The sequence below is a fragment of the Haemophilus sp. THUN1690 genome, from assembly GCF_059704375.1.
Genome location: NZ_AP046583.1, coordinates 115,820 through 136,320 on the forward strand (window position 1 = coordinate 115,820; position 20,501 = coordinate 136,320).

Genomic DNA, 20,501 nt, shown 5'->3' on the forward strand with positions numbered 1-20,501 from the left:
CGCTATTAAACAAAGGATATATTATGCTGAGTTATCGTCACTCATTCCATGCGGGCAATCATGCTGATGTCTTAAAACATATCGTCTTAATGCTTATTTTGGAAAACCTTAAACTTAAAGAAAAAGGCTTTTTTTATTTGGATACACACTCTGGTGTAGGTCGTTATCGTTTATCCTCAAACGAATCAGAAAAAACAGGGGAATATAAAGAAGGTATTGGACGTCTGTGGGATCAAACAGACTTACCCGAAGATGTTGCACGTTATGTAGAAATAATCAAAAAACTCAATTATGGTGGCAAAGAACTACGTTATTACGCTGGCTCACCGTTAATTACTGCTGAATTGTTGCGCCCACAAGATCGCGCACTATTGACTGAACTTCATCCTAGCGATTATCCAATCCTTCGAAATAATTTTAGCGACTACAAAAATGTCACCGTAAAATGTGACAATGGCTTTCAACAAGTCAAAGCAACGCTACCTCCAAAAGAACGCCGTGGCTTGGTGCTAATCGATCCGCCCTATGAATTAAAAGAAGATTATGATCTTGTTGTCAAAGCCGTTGAAGAAGGCTATAAGCGTTTTGCCACTGGTACCTACGCGATTTGGTATCCTGTTGTATTACGTCAACAAACTAAACGTATTTTTAAGGGATTAGAAGCAACGGGGATTAGAAAAATTCTAAAAATTGAGCTCGCTGTTCGCCCTGATAGCGATCAACGAGGTATGACGGCAAGCGGTATGGTGGTAATTAATCCACCTTGGACATTAGAAACCCAAATGAAAGAAATTTTGCCTTATCTCACAAAAACATTAGTTCCAGAAGGTACAGGAAGCTGGATTGTCGAATGGATTACACCAGAATAACCATCTCTTCCCATTCTAAACCCTACTAAATTTCACCGCACTTTACTTCAAAAGTGCGGTGAAATTTTCTGAGATTTTAAATACCCCAAATCATTAACCCCACTGTTCCCAAAAGCCCATTTTTTCGCTAGAATGCACGCAATTTTGACTTAATAAAGGATAACATTATGTTTGGAAAAGGCGGTTTAGGCGGCTTAATGAAACAAGCCCAACAAATGCAAGAAAAAATGCAAAAAATGCAGGAAGAAATCGCGCAACTAGAAGTAACGGGTGAATCTGGTGCAGGTTTAGTGAAAATCACAATTAATGGTGCACATAACTGCCGTCGCATTGACATTGATCCGTCTTTAATGGAAGACGATAAAGAAATGTTAGAAGATTTAATCGCGGCCGCTTTTAACGATGCGGTACGTCGTGCAGAAGAATTACAAAAAGAAAAAATGGCATCGGTTACCGCTGGAATGCCATTACCTCCGGGAATGAAGTTTCCGTTTTAATTATTAGGCGCGTGAATATAAGATTCTCGCGTCATCTCTCAGTTTCCTCTCATTAAATCACTATGCAAAGCAGCCCACTTTTAGAACATCTTATTGAAAACTTACGTTGTCTTCCTGGCGTAGGGCCTAAATCTGCGCAACGTATGGCTTATCATCTTTTACAGCGTAATCGTAGCGGTGGAATGAATTTAGCGCGAGCACTCACAGAAGCCATGTCTAAAATTGGCCATTGTTCACAATGTCGAGACTTTACGGAAGAAGACACTTGCAACATTTGCAATAATCCACGCCGTCAAAACTCAGGTTTGCTTTGTGTCGTTGAAATGCCAGCAGATATTCAAGCGATTGAGCAAACGGGGCAATTTTCAGGACGTTATTTTGTTTTAATGGGACACTTATCACCACTTGATGGCATTGGACCTCGTGAAATTGGCTTAGATTTACTGCAAAAACGTTTAGTAGAAGAATCTTTCCACGAAGTGATTCTTGCTACAAACCCAACAGTGGAAGGCGACGCAACAGCAAACTACATCGCTGAGATGTGCCGCCAACATAATATCAAAGTGAGTCGTATCGCTCATGGTATTCCTGTCGGTGGTGAACTGGAAACTGTGGACGGCACAACGCTTACTCACTCTTTTCTTGGTCGTCGTCAAATCGACTAATCTTCTCATACCATTATGCGTTTATTTATCGCCGAAAAACCAAGCTTAGCCCGCGCTATTGCTGACGTGCTCCCAAAGCCCCATCAACGTGGGGATGGTTTTATTAAATGTGGCGATAATGATGTGGTAACTTGGTGTGTAGGGCATTTGCTCGAGCAAGCAGAACCCGATGCCTATGATCCTAAATTCAAACAATGGCGTTTAGAACATCTCCCAATCATTCCAGAAAAATGGCAACTTTTACCGCGAAAAGAAGTAAAAAAACAACTTTCCGTGGTAGAAAAACTAATCCATCAAGCTGATACACTCATTAATGCAGGAGACCCTGATAGAGAAGGACAATTACTTGTAGATGAAGTGTTCAGTTATGCCAATTTATCTGCCGAAAAACGCGATAAAATTTTACGCTGCTTGATTAGCGACCTAAATCCAAGTGCGGTAGAAAAAGCGGTTAAAAAATTACAATCCAACCGTAACTTTATTCCTCTTGCTACCTCAGCACTCGCACGAGCTCGCGCCGATTGGCTTTATGGCATTAATATGACCAGAGCCTATACCATTCGTGGCAGACAAACTGGCTATGATGGCGTGCTTTCGGTTGGGCGAGTGCAAACCCCAGTGTTAGGCTTAATTGTACGTCGAGATTTGGAAATTGAACACTTCCAACCCAAAGACTTTTTTGAAGTACTAGCTTGGATTAATCCAGAGAATAAAGAAGAAAAAACTCAGGAGAAATCAACCGCACTTTTTAGTGCCTTATGGCAACCTAGCAAAGCTTGTGAAGATTACCAAGATGATGACGGCAGGGTGCTCTCTAAAGGATTAGCAGAAAACGTTGTAAAACGTATTACAAATCAACCTGCAGAAGTAACCGAATACAAAGACGTTCGTGAAAAAGAAACGGCGCCCTTGCCTTATTCCCTTTCTGCGTTACAAATTGATGCAGCAAAGCGATTCGGCATGTCCGCTCAAGCCGTATTAGATACGTGCCAACGCCTATATGAAACTCATCGTTTAATTACTTATCCGCGTTCTGATTGTCGCTATTTGCCCGAAGAACATTTTGCCGAACGACACAATGTACTAAATGCAATTTCAACCCATTGTGAAGCTTATCAACGCTTACCAAATGTTATTTCAACAGAACAAAAAAATCGCTGTTGGAATGATAAAAAAGTAGAGGCTCACCATGCAATCATTCCGACTGCCAAAAATCGCCCAGTAAATCTAACACAAGAAGAACGTAATATTTACAACCTTATCGCTCGCCAATATTTAATGCAATTTTGTCCTGACGCAGAATATCGTAAAAGCAAAATCACATTAAATATCTCCGGAGGTACTTTTATAGCTCAAGCGCGAAATTTACAAACGGCTGGGTGGAAAGAATTGTTAGGCAAAGAAGACGAAACAGAAAATCAAGAACCCTTATTACCAATAGTAAAGAAAGGACAAATTTTGCATTGTGAACGAGGAGAAGTGATGAGTAAAAAAACTCAGCCACCAAAGCCTTTCACCGATGCAACCTTACTTTCAGCAATGACGGGGATTGCACGGTTTGTACAGGATAAAGATCTAAAAAAAATCCTGCGAGAAACCGATGGATTGGGCACAGAGGCTACTCGCGCTGGCATCATTGAATTACTTTTTAAACGCGGTTTTTTAACGAAAAAAGGGCGAAATATTCATAGCACGGAAACAGGAAGAATTTTAATTCAGGCATTACCAGATATTGCCACCCAACCAGACATGACGGCTCATTGGGAATCGCAACTCACAGACATTAGTCAAAAACAAGCAACCTATCAGCAATTTATGCATAACTTGAATCAAATGTTGCCTGATTTAGTCCGTTTTGTAGATCTTAATGCATTAAGACAATTAAGCCGCATTAAAATGATTAAATCCGATAGAGCGAAACCTAAAAGTGCGGTAAAAAAATCGAGTAAATCAAACGGTCAAACTGATTAAAGTTAAACCAATTAATATTTTTTTTATGCAAAGCACTTGCGAGAAAATTGAATTTTCTATAACATTCACGACCAGTTTTCTTGCAAAATTGCAAATTAGAGAGAAAAAATGTATCAAGTTCTTTTATTTATTTATGTTGTTGTCGCGATTGCCTTGATCGGGTTTATTCTCGTTCAACAAGGTAAAGGAGCGAACGCTGGCGCATCTTTTGGTGGTGGCGCATCAGGTACAATGTTTGGCTCTGCTGGTGCAGGTAACTTTTTAACACGTACTAGCGCGATTTTAGCAACCGCATTTTTTGTTATTGCTCTTGTTTTAGGTAACATGAATTCACATAAAGGCAATATTCAAAAAGGTGCTTTTGACGATTTATCACAAGCTGCCGAGCAAGTTCAACAACAAGCAGCTCCAGCGAAAGACAATAAAAATAGCGACATCCCACAATAAAATAGGATTAGCATAAAAAATTAACGCTCTGGTGGTGGAATTGGTAGACACGCTATCTTGAGGGGGTAGTGACCACAGGTCGTGCGAGTTCAAGTCTCGCCCAGAGCACCATTTGACTAAACAAAGCCCCGCGAAACTAATCGCGGGGTTTTGTTTTATCCAGGTTTCACAAGGGTTTATAGCACTTTCACCCCTCATATCTAATCGTTTCTAATTGTCTTTAATCGCAAATTTTAGTAACCAAAATAGTAACCAAAACTTATAATGGTTACTAAAACCTTATCAGTGAAATTACAAGATGGCCAGAATAGTAAAACCTTTATCTCCGACTGAAATCAAAAATGCTAAACCAAAAGAGAAAGAATATACCCTATCTGATGGTGAGGGCTTATTGCTGCTAATCTTACCTAGTGGTTCTAAAAGCTGGCGATTTAACTACGCTAGACCACTCACCGGGAAAAGAACAAAAATGGCCTTAGGCGGTTATCCAGAATTATCGTTAGCAGATGCCCGTGCTAAACGTGAAGAATATCGTGCGTTACTTGCTAAAGGTATCGATCCACAAGAAGAAAAAATACGCATCCAACAAGAATATGAAAACCGTTTAAAAGATACGTTCCATTCTGTTGCAGAAAGTTACTTTAATGGTATCTACAAAGAAAAAGCTAAAAATCCAGAAACACGAGAAAAGAATTGGGAACGATTGAAAAATCATATCTTCCCTTATATTGGCGATAAGCATGTATCAGAAATAAAAGTAAAAGAGTTAGTTAGCATTTATGAAAAAATAGCAGATAGAAGTAACACACTCAAAAAAATCCACCAGCTTGTCGGAGCAATTATGGATCATGCGATAACAAAAGGTATCATCGAAAGCCATAACTGCAGATTGGCCGTGAAAAACTTCTATATAAAATCATCTACGCCACATCCCACTATTAAACTTGATGAACTCTCAAAATTATTCCAAGACTTAGAAAATGCTCGTATAGGGAAAAAAACCTATTTATTAATTTGTTGGTCATTCTTAACGGCATTACGACCAAAAGAGGCGGTAAATGCGGAATGGTCAGAAATTGATTTTGATAACAAGTTATGGAATATCCCCAAAGAAAAAATGAAAGGACAAGCAGATAAAAAACGACCGCATACCGTGCCTTTATCTTCACAAGCAATTCAGCTTTTAGAAGTGATGAAACTGTTTTCAGAAAATAGCTCTTTTGTTTTTGCTGGCCGCTCATCAAAAAATCAACCCATGAATAAAGCAACCGTAAATGTTGCTCTAAAACGTATCGGCTATAAAGATAAATTAACTGCTCACGGCATCCGTGCGTTTATTAAAACATTCTTAGCCTCTCATAAAGTTGAACGCAATGTATCTGAAACTATTCTCTCTCATTTATTAGAAGGTGGGGACGACTTAGAAAATACTTACAACCGATATAATTATTTAGAAGAAAGAAAACCCATAATGCAGCTTATCGGTGATTATTGTGAATCTTGCGGAATGAACTTGAATTTATAATTAGTATTTTTTTAAAAAAAAGTTTATTTTTTGATTTTTTGCCTCCACTATCCATTTTTTCACATTTTATTGTTTTAAATCATATAGTTGGGTGAGTGGATACTTGAAAATCAGTGTGTCTCCACGTATCCACCTCTCCACTGCTTCCCCTCTTTAATTAACCAAAAAGAGGGCTTTCGCCCTCAATTTTATTATTTTTGTAAATATTCATTAAAAAACTCATCAAAGTTTTTGAAGTGAACATTTGTTTTAAATACTCCACCTGTAGACTTTTTACTCTTGAAAGCAATCGGGTTTCTATTTTGAATCAACCCTTGTTTGATTGCACTCGTAAAGTTGTTATAACTTATCGGGTATTCATGGTTTATCGCATCGACAAATTCTAAATAAGCAGGATAAAGGTGAGTTCTAAAACGGTTGCGCATCTTTGCGTTACCGATCCCAAGCCCATTCTCTTCTTCTGTAGTGTAGAAATAACTACAAAATAAAGTGATATGGTCGGAATTGATTTTAATCTTTAACGCCTCATCACTTTTTTGTTGCTGCTCTAGAAGTTGCTTTGCATCTAATGGATGCTTAAAGGAGTGGATTATCTTGTAAATGATAGCACTGATTTCACTTGCTATTTTGTCCATCAAATCAGGATCTCTATCTTTTTCTGGGATGATTTTATCAAAAGAAAAAATAACTCTCCGTCTCTCTATCGCACCAGTTCTATCAGTAAATTTTGTTGGCTCATTATTCACTACCAAGATAACCGCGGGAATGACGGTGGTGAATCTAGATATATATTTTTTATCTATTCGAACATCATCGCCACCTGTTACGCGTTTTAATCCAGAACCTTTTCCGCCATATGCTTGTTGTTCAGAACAAATTAATAGTAGTTTATCCTCGAATCCATCCATTTCTTTAGGGTCTTCAAAATCTTCTAAAGATGCAGCACTAATATTTTGTTCACCAACTAACATTTTAGCTAATTTAGCAAAGACTGATTTCCCACTTCCGCCATGCCCTGTAACTTCTAGATACATTTGCCAGTTATAACGATTGGTGAGAATCATATAGAACGCGGCCAAAATTGCATTTTGTTTTGATTGGTTACCATCACTTACCCAGTCAAGCCACTTATCAAAATTGGGTGTTGGTTGTCTCTCATTAATATAATCATGAGGAATATGCGATAAAAGCCAGTTTTCTTTAGAATGTTCTGAAAATTCCAACGTTTTTCTATCTAGAACCCCATTCTTAAAGGCTAATAAACCTTGTTTTGGTGAGCCTAGTATCGTAGATTGAATCTTCAACGTCTTTACTGTCAATTCAATTGAATTGGCGTTATATCTAAGATTGTTTTCTTCAAAAAAACGAACTGCACCACTGATTAAGTTGCCCTCATCGTATCGATCCCAACTTATGCCATTATAAGTTAGCGTTTCTTTTGTGAGCGGTATATATCCAAAATCAAAGCCTAGATATTTAGAAAGTGCGCGTGCTTTTTTATCTGCCCAATCGCTATCTTTCACTTTCTCTGGCGGTACTATTTTCTCTGCGAAGTCTGCAGTCTCTTGATCATTACGTAAGAGTTGAATATAACCACTTAAATCTTCTTTAGTCTGCGCTGCAGCATCAAGAAGTTTGACTTCTATCGCATCAGAGTTTTTAGCTAAGTTTTTACAAATAGCCGTTATTTCAGCTTTTGACAGCTCACCATATTGAACAAGGTTTACTAATTGTTGATCTTCTTTGACTATGCGGATAGATGAAATACTCTCTAACTGGTCTTCTCCAAGAATAACTGGTTTTATATTTCTATCTAATCCGTAAATTAAAGAACATAACAAGAGCCATTCTTCACCCTTTCCGTTATCCCATGCTCGCCAGGCTTTACGCCCAGCAAGAATAAAAATATCAGAGTAAGGTTCATGAATTTGATCCGCAAGGTGCGGTGCATTAATTAATCGTGCCATTATTCACCCCTTTAATCACTCCGTTTTCAATAGCATTGATACGGTCAGCAATCACCTCTTGAAAGTATTTAAAGGTTTTAACTAAAGAGAGCGCTATGCTATTTTTCAGCAATCCATCAATAATCTCATCATTAGTTAAAGTTGCTACTTTTTCTTCTGGATTAGATGAAGGTGGTTTCGGTGCCATTTGTAATAAATGCTTATTGACCATTAAGAGTTCATCATGAAGAATCTTTAATTCATCAATATTCATTGCTGGACAATCAGCCAATTCCTCAGCTAATACTTCTATTGCTCCACTTAAATAAGGTAAAGACGAATGAAAGGTTTCACCTTTATTTTCAAGCATATTTCGATAACTCATTGCGATCGATTTTAATTCGAGAGCACTTAATTTCGAATAGTCTAGTTTTTGATTCATATCCATCTTATTTACCCTCGCTAACGATTAAGTTTTTCTCATTTTTGAGTAAAACCACAGAATTAACATGTTCAGCTTGTAACTGCTCAATCTGTTTTATCACTTCACCGAACTTATGGATTAAGTAGTCATTAGCTTGATTAAAGTTTCTGATTGTTTCTTGGTTATTTGAGCTAAGTTTTGCACCTTGCGACTTAACCATTTCATTAAATAACTTTCCGCCTGTTTTTAATCTCACCACTAAATCAGTAAGTTCATCTCTAAACTTGATTTTGTGATGGAAGTCATCAGGATAGACTTCTAAACATTTACGGTTGCTATCTAAAATCAGCTTGAATTGGCGCGTAAGCTGGGCGAAGTTAAAGGCTAATGGATTCGCGTAGAGTTTCCCTTGATATTTGTTTTTGGTCTCGCCTTGCAGATTTTTAACCAGTCCAGAATTGGGCTGGTTGGCACTTTTAACCGCACTTTTAACGAGCTCATTTTTGAGCTTGTTACTTTTGCCGTTGTTCGCTTTCCATTGTTGAAGTTGTTGCATTGGGTTACTTGGTTTCATGTTGTGCCACCTTTCTAATTGTTGCTGCTTTCTTGATTTGTTCGATTGATGCCGCCAATCCTTTGTAGTGTCCAGAGTGTAGATAATCTTCTGCAAAGGCTAAGAATTGTTTAATCCGTTTATAAGATTTCTCTAACTGCTCGGGTGTCGGTGTATATGGTGCTTTGAATGCTTTGATTTTTTTAGCTTTCATTGTCTTCCCCTTTCAAAACCGAGATAACTTCTAACACTCGACCTAAAATATCGGCTTGGCCTATTTCGTGCTTACATCTGATTTTTGCCTGTAACGCCTCTCTAAGCGTGCCATATTCGCCCGCTATGAATTGGTCGCCATTGTCATAGGTGAAAACAAGGGTGTAAGGGAATTTAGTGTTACTCATCATTTCGCCCCCTTATTTCCACCGTTAAGGTGATAGGTGGCTTCTGTTGATACATTGCGCAATGTGTTTAGAAAATATGCGTTGGCTTGAATTAATGCTCCGATATGTTTTACATTGTCATTGCTCATCGCTTGATTATCAAAATCCTGCTTAGAATCAGCAAAATACCCTAAACGGCTTACCATATCGCCTAATTCCATTAGTCCTAACTCAATAGTTTCGCAAAGCGTTTCGCTTTCTGTACGTAACTTTATAAGCTCCATTTCATCAATATCATCACGAGCAACTACGTCATTTAATGCCATTTGAATAGTGCCATAACTAAGCATGTGCCACCTCCATTTCAGTAGATACAGAAAGGGTAGGAAGTACCGCTAAAGTGCGGTTGTTTTTGAGTGGGTTTTGGTTGATTCTGCCAACGAATAACAAGGTGTCGCCATCGGTAAAACGTGAGCGTGCTTGTTGTTCATTATCGGCAAGAAGTCTGATTTTGATTTGAGGTGCGCGAATAAGCGCAAAAATGAATTGATACATTTGCGTAAGTTCCAGTAGTAAATTTTCAGGAACTACCGCTAGACTTTCCACGGTCGGGCGGTAGAACGTAACAAGGTGGAAAACTGTTTCTACTGGAAAACAGCCCGTCAAAGACGGCTCATTACGCTCTACCATTGAGAGAATGATCGGATTTAGATTGAAAACAAAATCCGCATATTCTTTTGGTGTGCGAATGTCACGAACAAAAAAAGCACGGTTTAATGGCGTGCTATCGTTCGCCAGTAGTAAATAGTTCAGCTTTCCACGGCTGGCAATCACTTTTTCTGATTGCGAGAAAATAATGCCAAATTTCACCGCACTTTGTAAAGTGTTTTTTATAAAGATTTCTGATAAAATAGTTTTGTAACCACCCATATGGTTACCTCCTTAAATTAGAATCGTTTCTAAATTGTTACGCCATAGTTCTTTTTTCCTTGCTATGGCGTTTTTCTTTTCTATTAACCAATGATTAAGCACGTGCAGCCTTCTGTTCTTCAATCCATTGATTCACTTCTTCTAAATCCCAACGAACAAAGTTTTGTGAAAAGCGGATTGGTTGAGGGAATTTCTTGGCTTTTACAAGCAAGTTGAGCTTGGTGCGACCAAAGCCAACAATATTGCAAGCGATTTCACCAGAGATTAGTTTTTGGTTTGGATTTAAATTTAGATTCATAAAAAAATACCTATCGTTTGTTTAACACTGTGGAATAGCGTCCTATTCCATTGGGTTGTTCGAACGATAGGTATTTTTTGAAAATTTGTGTTTTAATTCAATTGATTAGATTCTTAATAAGAAAAAATGGCTTAAATCGAAAGAAAAAGCTTCTTAAATCGAAAGATTAAGAGGCTTTTATAGAAAATTATGACTTTTTAGGCGGGAAAATTGCTTTTATAATATCGTTTGATTCATCAATTAACTTGTAAAAAGTATCAGCAGAAATATCGTCATTTCTAATTTCTAAGGATTTTAGATCTGCATTAATTACATCAAACAATTTATTTCTACTTTTTATGTCTGAATAACATCTTTTCACCAATAAAGCGAATAGTTGCTTTTGAGGAGAACTTATTCTACCTTTTGGGTTTATTAAGCTAAGAGAGTCTATTATCTTTTGCTTTTCTTCAATCTCTTTTTTTAATTTTTCAATTTCTTTTTTAGGATCATTAGTTAATCTACTATCTAATCCAACGAAATCCATTAAGTCATCATGTAAAATTAAAATGTCATCAATACTTATAGGTAGTTCACAATACGTATTTTCCGGAGACAACATAAAACTAAAATAAACATTACTATGCTCGGTTATTTCAAATTCATTATATCCCTTCTTATAAATAACGTTAGAATCCAAGATCTCTTGTAAATCTTCTCCATAATCACTTGGATCAACTCTAAAATACCCACCAAACTCAAACTCATTAATAGGATTTAGTTTTCTTAAATCATCATCTACATTTTTACCTATTAAAATATTTTGTAGTGGATATTTTGTCATTCTTTTAGTTTTAGGTATAGCAAACCAAGTAACTAAATATTCATTTACCAGAGCATAAACGGTGCTAAGATGAATCTCTTTTTCTACATTTAAATTGTTATTTTCTATAATTTTTACATCGTTATCTAATAACCATAATTCAGTTAATTCTTTTTTATTTATCCTTGAAATAGTGAAATAGTCTCCCCTGACAGAATTGTAAAAATCCCGTCCACCATTTATAAAAACTACAGTTTTTAAATTTCCTTCCTTAGCGTGATAAAGCAAATCTTCCTTATCTATTCTATCCTCATTATGAAATTTTCTTAGATACTCTAAGGCTTGATTTAGTGTATATTCTTTTCTTGGTGGTAAATTTAGCATAAACGCCCCTTTCGCATTTGCCCTTAGTGGTAGGAGCGCATCAACAAAGTAAGGTGCTTTGCTTTCGGGGATCAGCCTAGATGCGCTTTATTTGATTAATTATTCCTTTAAATTGATAGTGATATTGCCTAATCGAGTTTCTTTTCCGTCATTTCCAATATGCGTTATTGTTCCGCTAATGAACGGTTTATTTTCCTCTTGTTTTTGTAAAATCCGTTGGATGATAGGGCGTTGCAATTCCTGTTCCGCCCAGCTGGATAATATTTCGTCTTGTTCTAGCGGTTTTGGTTTCTCTTTTATCTTGTATATTAGATAACAAAAGAAGGCGATAGCGCCTATTAGAAAAGCCAGTAAAGGCCATTTTAATATTGGCCAAAAGATGAAAACCAACAAGCCAACAAAAAGCAATATAGCCAAAAATAACAAAAAATCTAAAGCAGAAAATACAAATGAACCAAATGCGGATAAAACGGATTTAATCATACTTTTCCCCCCTTGTTTCTCTGTTTATTTCTTGTTCTATTTTATCAAAGTTTAGATGCGTTAAGCTACGGCTATTTTTTGTTCATCAGAAAAATTTTATAATAGTCTCGCTTTGAATTTAGAAATATTTTCAAAGTCTTCTAAACGTGAGCGGCTTACTTTTTCGGAAGTTTGCCGCAAACTTTAAGGAGTGGAATGCCTAATCATCGTCCTGCATGTAAGTTTTTAGACAAAATAGCCCAACATTGTGAAATGTCGGGCTTTTCTATTATTTGAACGCTTTTTTTAATTCTTCTTCTGCAACTTCTTTTGCGATTCTTAGAGCCTGTGCCTCACCAGATTTAAAACCTTTTTCCATATAATGGCGACCTTTCATTTTTACTGTGCCATATTCAACCATCCACCAGTAAAACGGATCTGATTTATCTTTTGTATTTTCCCCAATTTTCGCCATTCTACGGCCGTTTGTTCGCATAACTCGAATTGCAGTGATGCCGCTTAGGCCATCTTTGGCTACCCTTGTTTTATGTCGAACGTTGTTTTTAATTGTTCCTTTTTGTCGGAAATTAGTGCTACTCTTCAATGTTGGAACATTCGGCTTGATTGTTTTTTCAATCGATTTGGCCGCGCTATTTAGTCCTTTTCTAATTGCTTTTGCAGCGACTTTATTTATATCCTTATTTAGTTTTTTTAAGTTTTGCTCAAGTTCTTTTAAGCCTTTTATTTGAACTGCCATAGTTTCCCTCTGTAGTTATAAATCAATACCATTAAATTGTTCTAATGCGTGTTTGTGTTCATCTGAAAGCTCGAAAATCAAATCACCATATTCAAGTTGATAAGTGCCGAAAGACATCAGAAAGGCTACGGCTGGGTCGATTTTGTTTGCGGCTTTCTTCTTGTTCGGTTTAATGTTGGCGTTGGCATCGGTTTCCATCACCACATTGGATAGCGCCCAGGTAAGCACTGGATCGCCATGATGTTCTATCATCTGTCTATTGATTAGCACTTCTGCACTTTTCGCCACTGGGCTAAATCGTTGATAGGTTTGCGGGAATGGTTCAACCTCAAGACCTGCCGTTTGTAATTGTGTGCGTAGGTGAGTGGCATTCCATACGTCAAAGCCAATCATCTTAATATTAAAACGTTGCGCATCTTTCAAAATATCATCTCTGATTTTGTCATAGTCGATACAGTCGCCTTCTGTTGCAATCAGCCAGCCACTACGCACCCAGTTTCGATACATTGCACGGTTTTTATTTGCCACGTTATTAAGTTGAAATTCGGGGATATAATGTCGAGTAACCAACCGCACTTTCTTCCCTTGTGGAAAGGTATAGCAAAGGCTGGTTAAGTCATTGGTGCTAGATAAATCCAGCCCTAAATAGCAATCTTGGTGAAGTAAATCGCTTTCCGTGTACTGCCGTTCGCATTGCGCCCAGTTTCCTTCGCCTAGCCACGGGGTTGTGCCTTGGCACCATACATTGAATCGCTTAGTGAGCATTTCCACCCATTCGGAAGGAATTCCCCTCGCTTTCTTGATAGTGTTCTCAAAATCAAGGTAAGGAATGGATTTACCAATATTGGGATTGGCTTTTATCCAGTTCTCTTGCTTGTCGATTTCGTTTTCTTCGTCTAGTTCAAAAATCAATACGAACAAGCTATCGTTCTGCTCATTCCCTTCAAGGATTTGAGCGCAATAATCATAATGCTGTTTGCAAGCCGAAATCACGTTACTGCCAGCCGTTGTTATGGCAAAGAGTAAACCTTCTGGGCGTGCGCCTTGTCCTAGCTCTAACGCGCTATATACGCTGTTATCTGTGTGTAGGTGATATTCATCAACAATCGCTAAACTAGGGTTTGTGCCTTCAATGGTTGAAGATTTAGCGGCCAATGGTCGCATGATACTGTTGTTCTTCGGGTTGATAAGTTTGTGCTGTTGAATATTGAGCCGTTTTTTCAGTAAAGGCGAAAGTAAGCACATTTGACGTGCATCATCAAAAACGATTCGGGCTTGGTCTCGGCTCACGGCTGCCGTGTATATATCTTGTTGGCCGCCTTCCATCACTAAAAACCAATTGGCTAAAACGGCTGCTACCGTTGATTTTGCATTTTTTCTTGCCACTTGAACGTAAGCAGAGCGATATTTTCTTAATCCTGTATCTTTTCGTTTAAAGCCGAGAATGTTAGCAAAGAGAAAAACTTGCCAATCTGAAAGAATAATAGACTCGCCGCGCAAGTGTCCTTTAACGTGTGGGCATAGTTTCGAGAAAGCGATAAATTTTTCTACCGCACTTTGATCAAAGAAATAATCGGGGTTGTTTAAATCGTTAAAATAACGCGCTACGGCTTGTTTTATCTTCTTACAAGCCACTATTTCACCTGATTGAATTTTCTCTGCGTATTCGTGCCAGATTGCCATATTTAGCCTACATTGTGAGGATTTCATCAATCATATCGGTTGAATCAACTTCAACAGGATTTTTTCTACGGCTAACTGGATCAAAGCCTAACAGTGAGGACATTTTCACCATCACTTTTTCTGCATCAGCTTTCGCGGATAATGCGGGATTTCTTGACTGTGTGCCTTGGCTATTGACGATTGAAAAGCCATTTTTGTGAATATCTTCAACGGCTGCACGGAAAAGAGAATAGTTCACGCAATATAACTCAAGGTGAATTAAATCGGCATCTTGAATATCGCCACGTTCAAGAAGTTGAGGGATGCGCTCTTTCCATACTGATTTAGCAATCGGATCTAAAAAACTTGGCGGGGTGTGTAAATTCTTCTTTTTGGCTGTCATTGTGTTTCCTTATTTTCAAAAAAATTGCTGTGCATAAAAATTAAAGGGGGCGGGCGGTTCTTTAGGCTTGCCACTTTCTTTCAAAAACTCCCCCCACCTGTTCAAATTGTCTTTTTGTAATCATTTAATTTAAAGCAAAGTCCAAAGTTGGATTTTGTTCAAAATTTATACCAATCCAAATTTGGATTGGTTAGCTCAGTTGTTACCATATGACCATAACTCAACTGTGGATATATCACCATAATTCAGGTGTTGCGATATCGAAACGCCTCAACTGTGTACATATGTTCATACTTCAATTGTTTCGATATCAAAACGGTTTACTTCTTCGCACCAAATCCGCGTTGGTCTATCACTCGTGTTTTATAGCTATGGCAATCACGGCATAAAGATTGATGGTTAGATTCAACCCAAAATAGCGGGTCGGCTTGTCCGTTCTCAACTGGCTTGATATGGTCTATCACTGTAGCGGGCGTGTAGATGCCTTTCTCTAAGCACATCACACAAAGAGGGTGATGCTTTAAGTATTGCGCTCGGTATTTGCTCCACTTATGGTCGTAACCGCGTGAGCAACTGCTTGGTCGGTTGTCTTTTGGCTTATGCTCTTCACATCTGCCCGACTTCACTTTGTTTCTGCATCCTGGATAACTACAACGTTTTAATGGTTGATATGGCATAGCTATACCCTTAGTAAGCGCAAGGCTCTCTATAGACTTCCCATAATGCGGAAATCGTCATGGGTGCTTGTTTAAGATTGGCTAAATCTGTTATAGCCTCTCTGTTTGTGTAAAGGTAGGCGATATACATTAAGCAGCCGACTTTAATTGATGGCGTAAACGGAATGGTATTTTCTGTTTCTTCATCACCAAAGGTTTTGCCTATATGCTTTTGGCATACTTCCAATGTCGCGACCTTATAAGTTTCTAGTAACTCATCATCTAAATCATGATCGAGATTTAAATGCGCTTTGATGTCATCTAGGGTTAAATTAATATTCGCCATAAGCCTCGCCCTCTTTACACATTAACTGCAATTCTCGGTGTGATTCCATACTGTCAATCACCGAATAAATATCAAATAGTCGTTTACCGTATTTAATCCGCATTTTGTTTGTAATGCCCTCAATGTAGCGAATACGAATGCGGATGATGCTTTCACCCATTTGAAATGGGCCGCTAAAATACTCTCGCCCTTGCAATGGCTCTACACTGGCGCGGACGGTTGCAATATGTTTCCAAAATGCTTTGTGTTCACCGTGTAGATTAATTTCTCGCTCTCGGGGATAGTTTCTCGCCTCAATGGTGATGACCTTGTTATATTTCCCCGCTTTAAGCATCATTACCATTGTTTGCCCCCTGTTCTTGTTCATCACCGTGTTTAACTTCTACGGTTTGTTTCCAAGCCTGGCTAAATTCATCTCCACCTTCATAAGGCGGTAAACCTTCACGGCGGCGAACTTCATTTGGAGACATTACACCCGCTTTGATTGCTACATCATAACTACTGAAACGTTCGCTTTGACTGGTGCGCAATAAGTCGCTTGTATCAAATTCGATTAAGTAACGTTTATTGGTGTTGCTGCCTAAATCAATCATCAAAGCATCTTTGAGTTGTTGCTCAAAGTTAGTAAGCCAAGGGCGCAAGGTTTGAGAAAGAAATGCGCGGCTTGCCTCACTGAAATTCGCATAGCTACTATTCGAATAATCTTGTAAGAAAATTGGGCTAATATTGTAGATTCTGGCTATATCGGAAATGGTGAACGTGCGACTGGCTAACCATTCTGCATCTTGGTTTGTCATGCCTAATTGTTTATATTCCATTGAGCCTTCAAGAATAGGGGTTTTACCTGCATTCTTTGCCCCCTTGTAACGCTCAAGAGCTTTCACGGCTTTCTGTGCTTTTGCATCATCTAACCATTCTGCTGTTGAAATAAGCCCGCTTGCCATCAATCCATTTTTCATAATGGCTGCGCCATGGCGTTGTTGAGCTAAACCTAATCCGACCGTTTCACGGCAAACTGTTATCGGAGAACGCCCCATAAATCCATCAATAGAACTATGGCGTAAATGCAAAATCTCATCTTGAAGATAGTTTTTTGTTATCCCGTTTAAGTCAGTGATTTGATAAATATATTCACCCGTTACTTTACGGAAGATATTTACCGCACTGGGTTGATAGGGAGTAAGGCTTATTGGTTCGCCTTTGTTATTCCACTCAATCACGGCATAAGCGTTACCATTTAGCAAACAATGGCGCATCATCGTATTTTTGAATTGATACGGTGTTTGGCTGCGGTTTGGCATTTCATTAAGAAGATATTCAACAGGATGACGATAGATTCTTTCTCGGCCATCTTCTTTTAGTGCGTATAGATAACAAGGCATTGATGCGACCGCCTCCGAAATGACGGTAACGGCATTCATTACTGCGGGTAACGATTCTGCAGTTTGTGGACTGACAAATTCGCCCGCACCTGTATTGTTTACGCCCATGTAAGATAAAAGCTCTTCGATTGTGGTTGGCTCGCTACGTTGCTCTTTTCGTCTAAAAGGATTCCACATATTAAGCCTCCATCACATCAAGCCACTGTTTCAAAAGTGCGGTAGTGTTATCTTGTGTTTTTTCTTTGGCCGCGACCATCGAACGCTTAGCAATTTCTACGCTACTTTCAGGATAGGCGGGAATGCTTGTTACGGTAACTTCAAAGAGTTCGGCTTTTTGTACGGTTCGTTGGCAAGGCTCTACATCAAAATCCCATTCTTCTTGACTGGCTCTAAATCCAAAGGACATGCCTGTAATATCACCACGCGAGACGCTCACCAATAAATCTTTCCCAATGGTTGTATTGGGCGGGGTGAGTTCAAAGCGCAAGCCGATTGAATCTTCTTCTAGCTTTAATGTTCCCGCACTGGTGCGACCGAGTAACTTGGTGTAGTCGTGTTCAAAGAGGGCTCGAACATCTTCGCCACTGGCTAAACTTTCACTGAATGCTTTAGGCGCAAAGGATTCTACAAAATCACAGTAAAGCACTTGTGAAGGGCTGTTCCATTTGACCGCATAACCCACGAGCTTTTGATTCTCTTCATCGGTCGCAATGGTTGCAGAGCGGATTTCAAATTCTTTCTTCATTTTTCACCTATTAAGCAAAAAAGGGGCTTTCGCCCCTCTATGATTTATGCCGTTGTCTCAATCACTTTAATTGCGTTGAAATCTACCACGCCACCACCCAAATATTTATCGGTGTGGACTTTATAGAATCCTGGCTCGGTTAAGTTGTCTGGTCGAGTTCGCACGCCTGTTTCATGATCGACAATGAAGTAACCTCGTTTGAAATCACCAAAAGCAATCACCGCTTGATTTGCACCACCAGTCGGCATTGTCTCTAAGAAGTAAACTGGACGGCCTAATAATGTAGCGGGGGCATCGGTTGTTAAACCATCGCGCCAAATGTAATCGCCGTTTTTGTTTTTGAGTTTTTGTAATGCTGCTGCAATGGTTGATGACATCACCCATACGGCATTTTTGCGGTATTTACTGTGAAGGGTATAGAACGCATCGATTAAAGTGTCTGCCTCAATGTTTGCCGCACCCGCCACTTCGATTTTTTGAAGTTTGCCGAATGGGCGCACTTTATCATTTTCAGTTGTGCGTTCGTAGGTTAATAAACCTTTTGATTTTTTGTTACCATCACCAGAGGTTAAATCTACCTCTTCTGTTTCAGTGAAGGTTTCAGAAATTTCATCAGTGAGCCAACCTAAAACATCAACGCTTGAGAAGTCCAAAATCTCTTGAGTAGTTTTTGGATAAGCATAGATTGAATTTAAAGCAATGGTTACTTCATGCAGTTTCGGGGTTGCTGTGCCGTTGCGTGCTGTGCCTTCTGTGCCATGTTCAACGGTTGCACCGCCAGCAGATACTAATTTTTTGTATTCTTTCGCACCGATAGGCAAGCGAACGACATTACAAAGCTGGCGCATGACGCTATCGTCAGTTAAGCGTTTCATGACCTCTTTATCTAATTGAGGAATGACTGAATAGCCGCCATCTTCACCATTAGCCGTAGTTAAATTGCGAAGTTCACCAGTTTTAATGTAATGGCGCAATTCATCATTTGAAAATTGTTTCGTGCTGCGGGTTTCTAATGGGTTAGATTGCGCACCAAGATTACGTTCTTCATCTGCTACGGTTTCGTATTTACTGATTTCATCACTCAATTGTTTCACTAAATCTTTCAATTTATCAAAATCTACTGATTCAGTTTCATCCAATGAACGATTTTCTTTTTCTGCTTTATCAAGCATTGCACGCATTTCTGCGACTTTTTCTGCCTTTTGTTGGCGTAACTCGATCAATTTTTTAAACATAATTAATCCTTATTCATTATAGTTGATAGCAAACTGAAGAACTGATGAAATCCATGCAGCTTGCTCTTCATCATAGTTATAGTCATAACTCTTTAATGAAATATTAAGAACAGATTTTAATTCGCTGTTATAAATAGTATTTCGAATTAACTCTGCAATATTATCTAATTCATCTTCGCCAGAGTGAGGTTTTAAATAAATAGCAATATTGAGTGTTGCATTTAATTCACTATCACAAAGGCAAGTTTGATCTAAACTAATATCTTCTAAATAAACGGAAATAGCAGGACATTGTTCAGAAGGATTTAACCCAAGGATGCGGCCGCTATAAAAACGTTTAACTTGGCTTGAAAGAGCAGGTTTTAATCTTTCAATTACTTCATCTCTAATTTTTTCATGTATAAGCATTTTTTACCCTTATTTGTTCTTAATTAAGAGGGCTTATAAAAAGCCCATAGAACAATATATATACAAAAAATATAAAGTAAACACCTTAAATTTCAATAGTTTAGATGCGTTTAGATGCGTTGAGTAAAATATTTTATTCAGTGATTTTTTAGGTAATTTTGGGTTTGAAAAGATAATTTAAGATAGGAATTTATCTATTTTTTTATAAGTGGAGACTAGTGGATACTAGTGGAGACTTAAAAAAATAGTGTCCACTTTTATAAATATATAATAAATAAGTTTTTTTTTAATATTTTTTAAGAGAAGTGGAGAAGTGGAGACTAAAATATAAAAAGTTTTTTTAATATACTGTGATTTATCAGATTTTGCCTTAGTAACCAAAATAGTAACCAAAAATAAATGAACCAAAATAAACTTATTTTAAATCAATATCTTATATAACAAATTCACTTCTCGCCCAGGCACCATTTGACTGAACGTAACCCCGCGACTAATCGCTGGGTTTTGTTTTATCTACTATTATTGGATTTATCTTATTTCCCGTCTCATATTCCATCACAATACGCTCTCCAGGATTCAATATCAAGAACGACAAACTATAGAAGATAAAACCTGTATTATTAGATATAGCAAAGAGTTTTCCTTGAATGCCATCCAAAGGCCTTATTTCATTATTACAAGCAGTACAACGTATCGAAGAAATTGTCCCTGCTATAACAAGATCTAATCCTTATAAATGTACACAAGGTCCATA

General features: G+C 38.1%; 26 protein-coding genes and 1 tRNA gene. 7 read left to right on the forward strand and 20 right to left on the reverse strand.

Annotation, left to right across the window (positions count from 1 at the left end):
* Nucleotides 1-23 precede the first annotated feature (23 nt).
* From AC6H22_RS06950 to AC6H22_RS06980, 7 genes are all read left to right on the forward strand, one after another.
* Nucleotides 24-869: a 23S rRNA (adenine(2030)-N(6))-methyltransferase RlmJ gene (locus tag AC6H22_RS06950; protein ID WP_118817493.1), complete on the forward strand. Its 846-nt coding sequence runs from the start codon at nt 24-26 to the stop codon at nt 867-869.
* A gap of 167 nt (nt 870-1,036) precedes the next feature.
* Complete coding sequence (locus AC6H22_RS06955; RefSeq protein ID WP_005629464.1) at nt 1,037-1,366, forward strand: YbaB/EbfC family nucleoid-associated protein; 330 nt, start codon at nt 1,037-1,039, stop codon at nt 1,364-1,366.
* A gap of 62 nt (nt 1,367-1,428) precedes the next feature.
* Complete coding sequence (gene recR, locus AC6H22_RS06960; RefSeq protein WP_005626527.1) at nt 1,429-2,031, forward strand: recombination mediator RecR; 603 nt, start codon at nt 1,429-1,431, stop codon at nt 2,029-2,031.
* 15 nt (nt 2,032-2,046) lie between these two features.
* Nucleotides 2,047-4,002 (forward strand): DNA topoisomerase III, encoded by a 1,956-nt coding sequence (locus AC6H22_RS06965; RefSeq protein WP_046953220.1) that lies wholly within the window; start codon nt 2,047-2,049, stop codon nt 4,000-4,002.
* 108 nt (nt 4,003-4,110) lie between these two features.
* Complete coding sequence (secG, locus tag AC6H22_RS06970) at nt 4,111-4,449, forward strand: preprotein translocase subunit SecG (RefSeq protein WP_046939867.1); 339 nt, start codon at nt 4,111-4,113, stop codon at nt 4,447-4,449.
* A gap of 25 nt (nt 4,450-4,474) precedes the next feature.
* Nucleotides 4,475-4,560: transfer RNA gene (locus AC6H22_RS06975), tRNA-Leu, on the forward strand.
* A 187-nt stretch (nt 4,561-4,747) separates the two neighbouring features.
* The gene (locus AC6H22_RS06980) at nt 4,748-5,974 is read left to right on the forward strand and encodes a tyrosine-type recombinase/integrase (protein WP_046953221.1); all 1,227 of its coding nucleotides are present in this window, start codon (nt 4,748-4,750) and stop codon (nt 5,972-5,974) included.
* Nucleotides 5,975-6,165: 191 nt separating this feature from the next.
* Here AC6H22_RS06980 and AC6H22_RS06985 read toward each other — a convergent pair whose 3' ends face one another.
* The 20 genes from AC6H22_RS06985 to gpU all read right to left on the reverse strand — a co-directional run bounded on the left by AC6H22_RS06985 (nt 6,166) and on the right by gpU (nt 19,747).
* Nucleotides 6,166-7,941: a DNA primase family protein gene (locus AC6H22_RS06985; protein WP_497515561.1), complete on the reverse strand. Its 1,776-nt coding sequence runs from the start codon at nt 7,939-7,941 to the stop codon at nt 6,166-6,168.
* Nucleotides 7,925-8,368, reverse strand: a complete 444-nt coding sequence (locus AC6H22_RS06990) for a hypothetical protein (RefSeq protein WP_497515562.1) — start codon at nt 8,366-8,368, stop codon at nt 7,925-7,927. Before AC6H22_RS06990 ends, AC6H22_RS06985 begins: the two co-directional genes overlap by 17 nt.
* A 1-nt stretch (nt 8,369) precedes the next feature.
* Nucleotides 8,370-8,918, reverse strand: coding sequence for a hypothetical protein (locus tag AC6H22_RS06995; RefSeq protein WP_497515563.1), 549 nt, complete (start codon nt 8,916-8,918; stop codon nt 8,370-8,372).
* Entirely contained in the window at nt 8,905-9,111 is a 207-nt protein-coding gene (locus AC6H22_RS07000) for a hypothetical protein (RefSeq protein WP_005629564.1), read from the reverse strand. The genes AC6H22_RS06995 and AC6H22_RS07000 overlap by 14 nt, the downstream gene beginning before the upstream one ends.
* Nucleotides 9,101-9,301, reverse strand: coding sequence for a hypothetical protein (locus AC6H22_RS07005; protein ID WP_497515564.1), 201 nt, complete (start codon nt 9,299-9,301; stop codon nt 9,101-9,103). Before AC6H22_RS07005 ends, AC6H22_RS07000 begins: the two co-directional genes overlap by 11 nt.
* Nucleotides 9,298-9,627, reverse strand: a complete 330-nt coding sequence (locus AC6H22_RS07010) for a hypothetical protein (protein WP_497515565.1) — start codon at nt 9,625-9,627, stop codon at nt 9,298-9,300. The genes AC6H22_RS07005 and AC6H22_RS07010 overlap by 4 nt, the downstream gene beginning before the upstream one ends.
* Nucleotides 9,620-10,207, reverse strand: coding sequence for a host cell division inhibitor Icd-like protein (locus tag AC6H22_RS07015; RefSeq protein WP_497515566.1), 588 nt, complete (start codon nt 10,205-10,207; stop codon nt 9,620-9,622). The genes AC6H22_RS07010 and AC6H22_RS07015 overlap by 8 nt, the downstream gene beginning before the upstream one ends.
* Before the next feature lie 94 nt (nt 10,208-10,301).
* Entirely contained in the window at nt 10,302-10,505 is a 204-nt protein-coding gene (locus AC6H22_RS07020; protein WP_497515567.1) for a helix-turn-helix transcriptional regulator, read from the reverse strand.
* Between the two features lie 187 nt (nt 10,506-10,692).
* Entirely contained in the window at nt 10,693-11,691 is a 999-nt protein-coding gene (locus tag AC6H22_RS07025; protein WP_497515568.1) for a hypothetical protein, read from the reverse strand.
* A 99-nt stretch (nt 11,692-11,790) separates the two neighbouring features.
* Nucleotides 11,791-12,174, reverse strand: coding sequence for a hypothetical protein (locus AC6H22_RS07030; protein WP_497515569.1), 384 nt, complete (start codon nt 12,172-12,174; stop codon nt 11,791-11,793).
* A gap of 268 nt (nt 12,175-12,442) precedes the next feature.
* Entirely contained in the window at nt 12,443-12,910 is a 468-nt protein-coding gene (locus AC6H22_RS07035) for an HK97-gp10 family putative phage morphogenesis protein (protein WP_049381870.1), read from the reverse strand.
* A 15-nt stretch (nt 12,911-12,925) separates the two neighbouring features.
* Entirely contained in the window at nt 12,926-14,593 is a 1,668-nt protein-coding gene (locus AC6H22_RS07040; RefSeq protein WP_497515570.1) for a terminase large subunit, read from the reverse strand.
* Between the two features lie 7 nt (nt 14,594-14,600).
* Nucleotides 14,601-14,975, reverse strand: coding sequence for a phage terminase small subunit P27 family (locus tag AC6H22_RS07045; protein ID WP_005626376.1), 375 nt, complete (start codon nt 14,973-14,975; stop codon nt 14,601-14,603).
* Between the two features lie 320 nt (nt 14,976-15,295).
* Nucleotides 15,296-15,652 (reverse strand): HNH endonuclease signature motif containing protein, encoded by a 357-nt coding sequence (locus AC6H22_RS07050; RefSeq protein ID WP_497515571.1) that lies wholly within the window; start codon nt 15,650-15,652, stop codon nt 15,296-15,298.
* A gap of 10 nt (nt 15,653-15,662) precedes the next feature.
* On the reverse strand, nt 15,663-15,977 hold the full coding sequence (locus AC6H22_RS07055; protein WP_497515572.1) for a head-tail connector protein: 315 nt from the start codon (nt 15,975-15,977) through the stop codon (nt 15,663-15,665).
* Nucleotides 15,964-16,320, reverse strand: a complete 357-nt coding sequence (locus AC6H22_RS07060; protein ID WP_497515573.1) for a phage head closure protein — start codon at nt 16,318-16,320, stop codon at nt 15,964-15,966. The genes AC6H22_RS07055 and AC6H22_RS07060 overlap by 14 nt, the downstream gene beginning before the upstream one ends.
* Entirely contained in the window at nt 16,304-17,536 is a 1,233-nt protein-coding gene (locus AC6H22_RS07065; protein WP_497515574.1) for a phage portal protein, read from the reverse strand. Before AC6H22_RS07065 ends, AC6H22_RS07060 begins: the two co-directional genes overlap by 17 nt.
* A 1-nt stretch (nt 17,537) precedes the next feature.
* A complete protein-coding gene (locus AC6H22_RS07070; protein ID WP_140586271.1) occupies nt 17,538-18,104 on the reverse strand; it encodes an HK97 family phage prohead protease in 567 nt (188 codons plus the stop codon).
* Between the two features lie 44 nt (nt 18,105-18,148).
* Nucleotides 18,149-19,339, reverse strand: a complete 1,191-nt coding sequence (locus AC6H22_RS07075; protein WP_497515575.1) for a phage major capsid protein — start codon at nt 19,337-19,339, stop codon at nt 18,149-18,151.
* A gap of 9 nt (nt 19,340-19,348) precedes the next feature.
* Entirely contained in the window at nt 19,349-19,747 is a 399-nt protein-coding gene (gpU, locus tag AC6H22_RS07080; RefSeq protein WP_497515577.1) for a phage tail terminator protein, read from the reverse strand.
* Nucleotides 19,748-20,501: the final 754 nt, after the last annotated feature.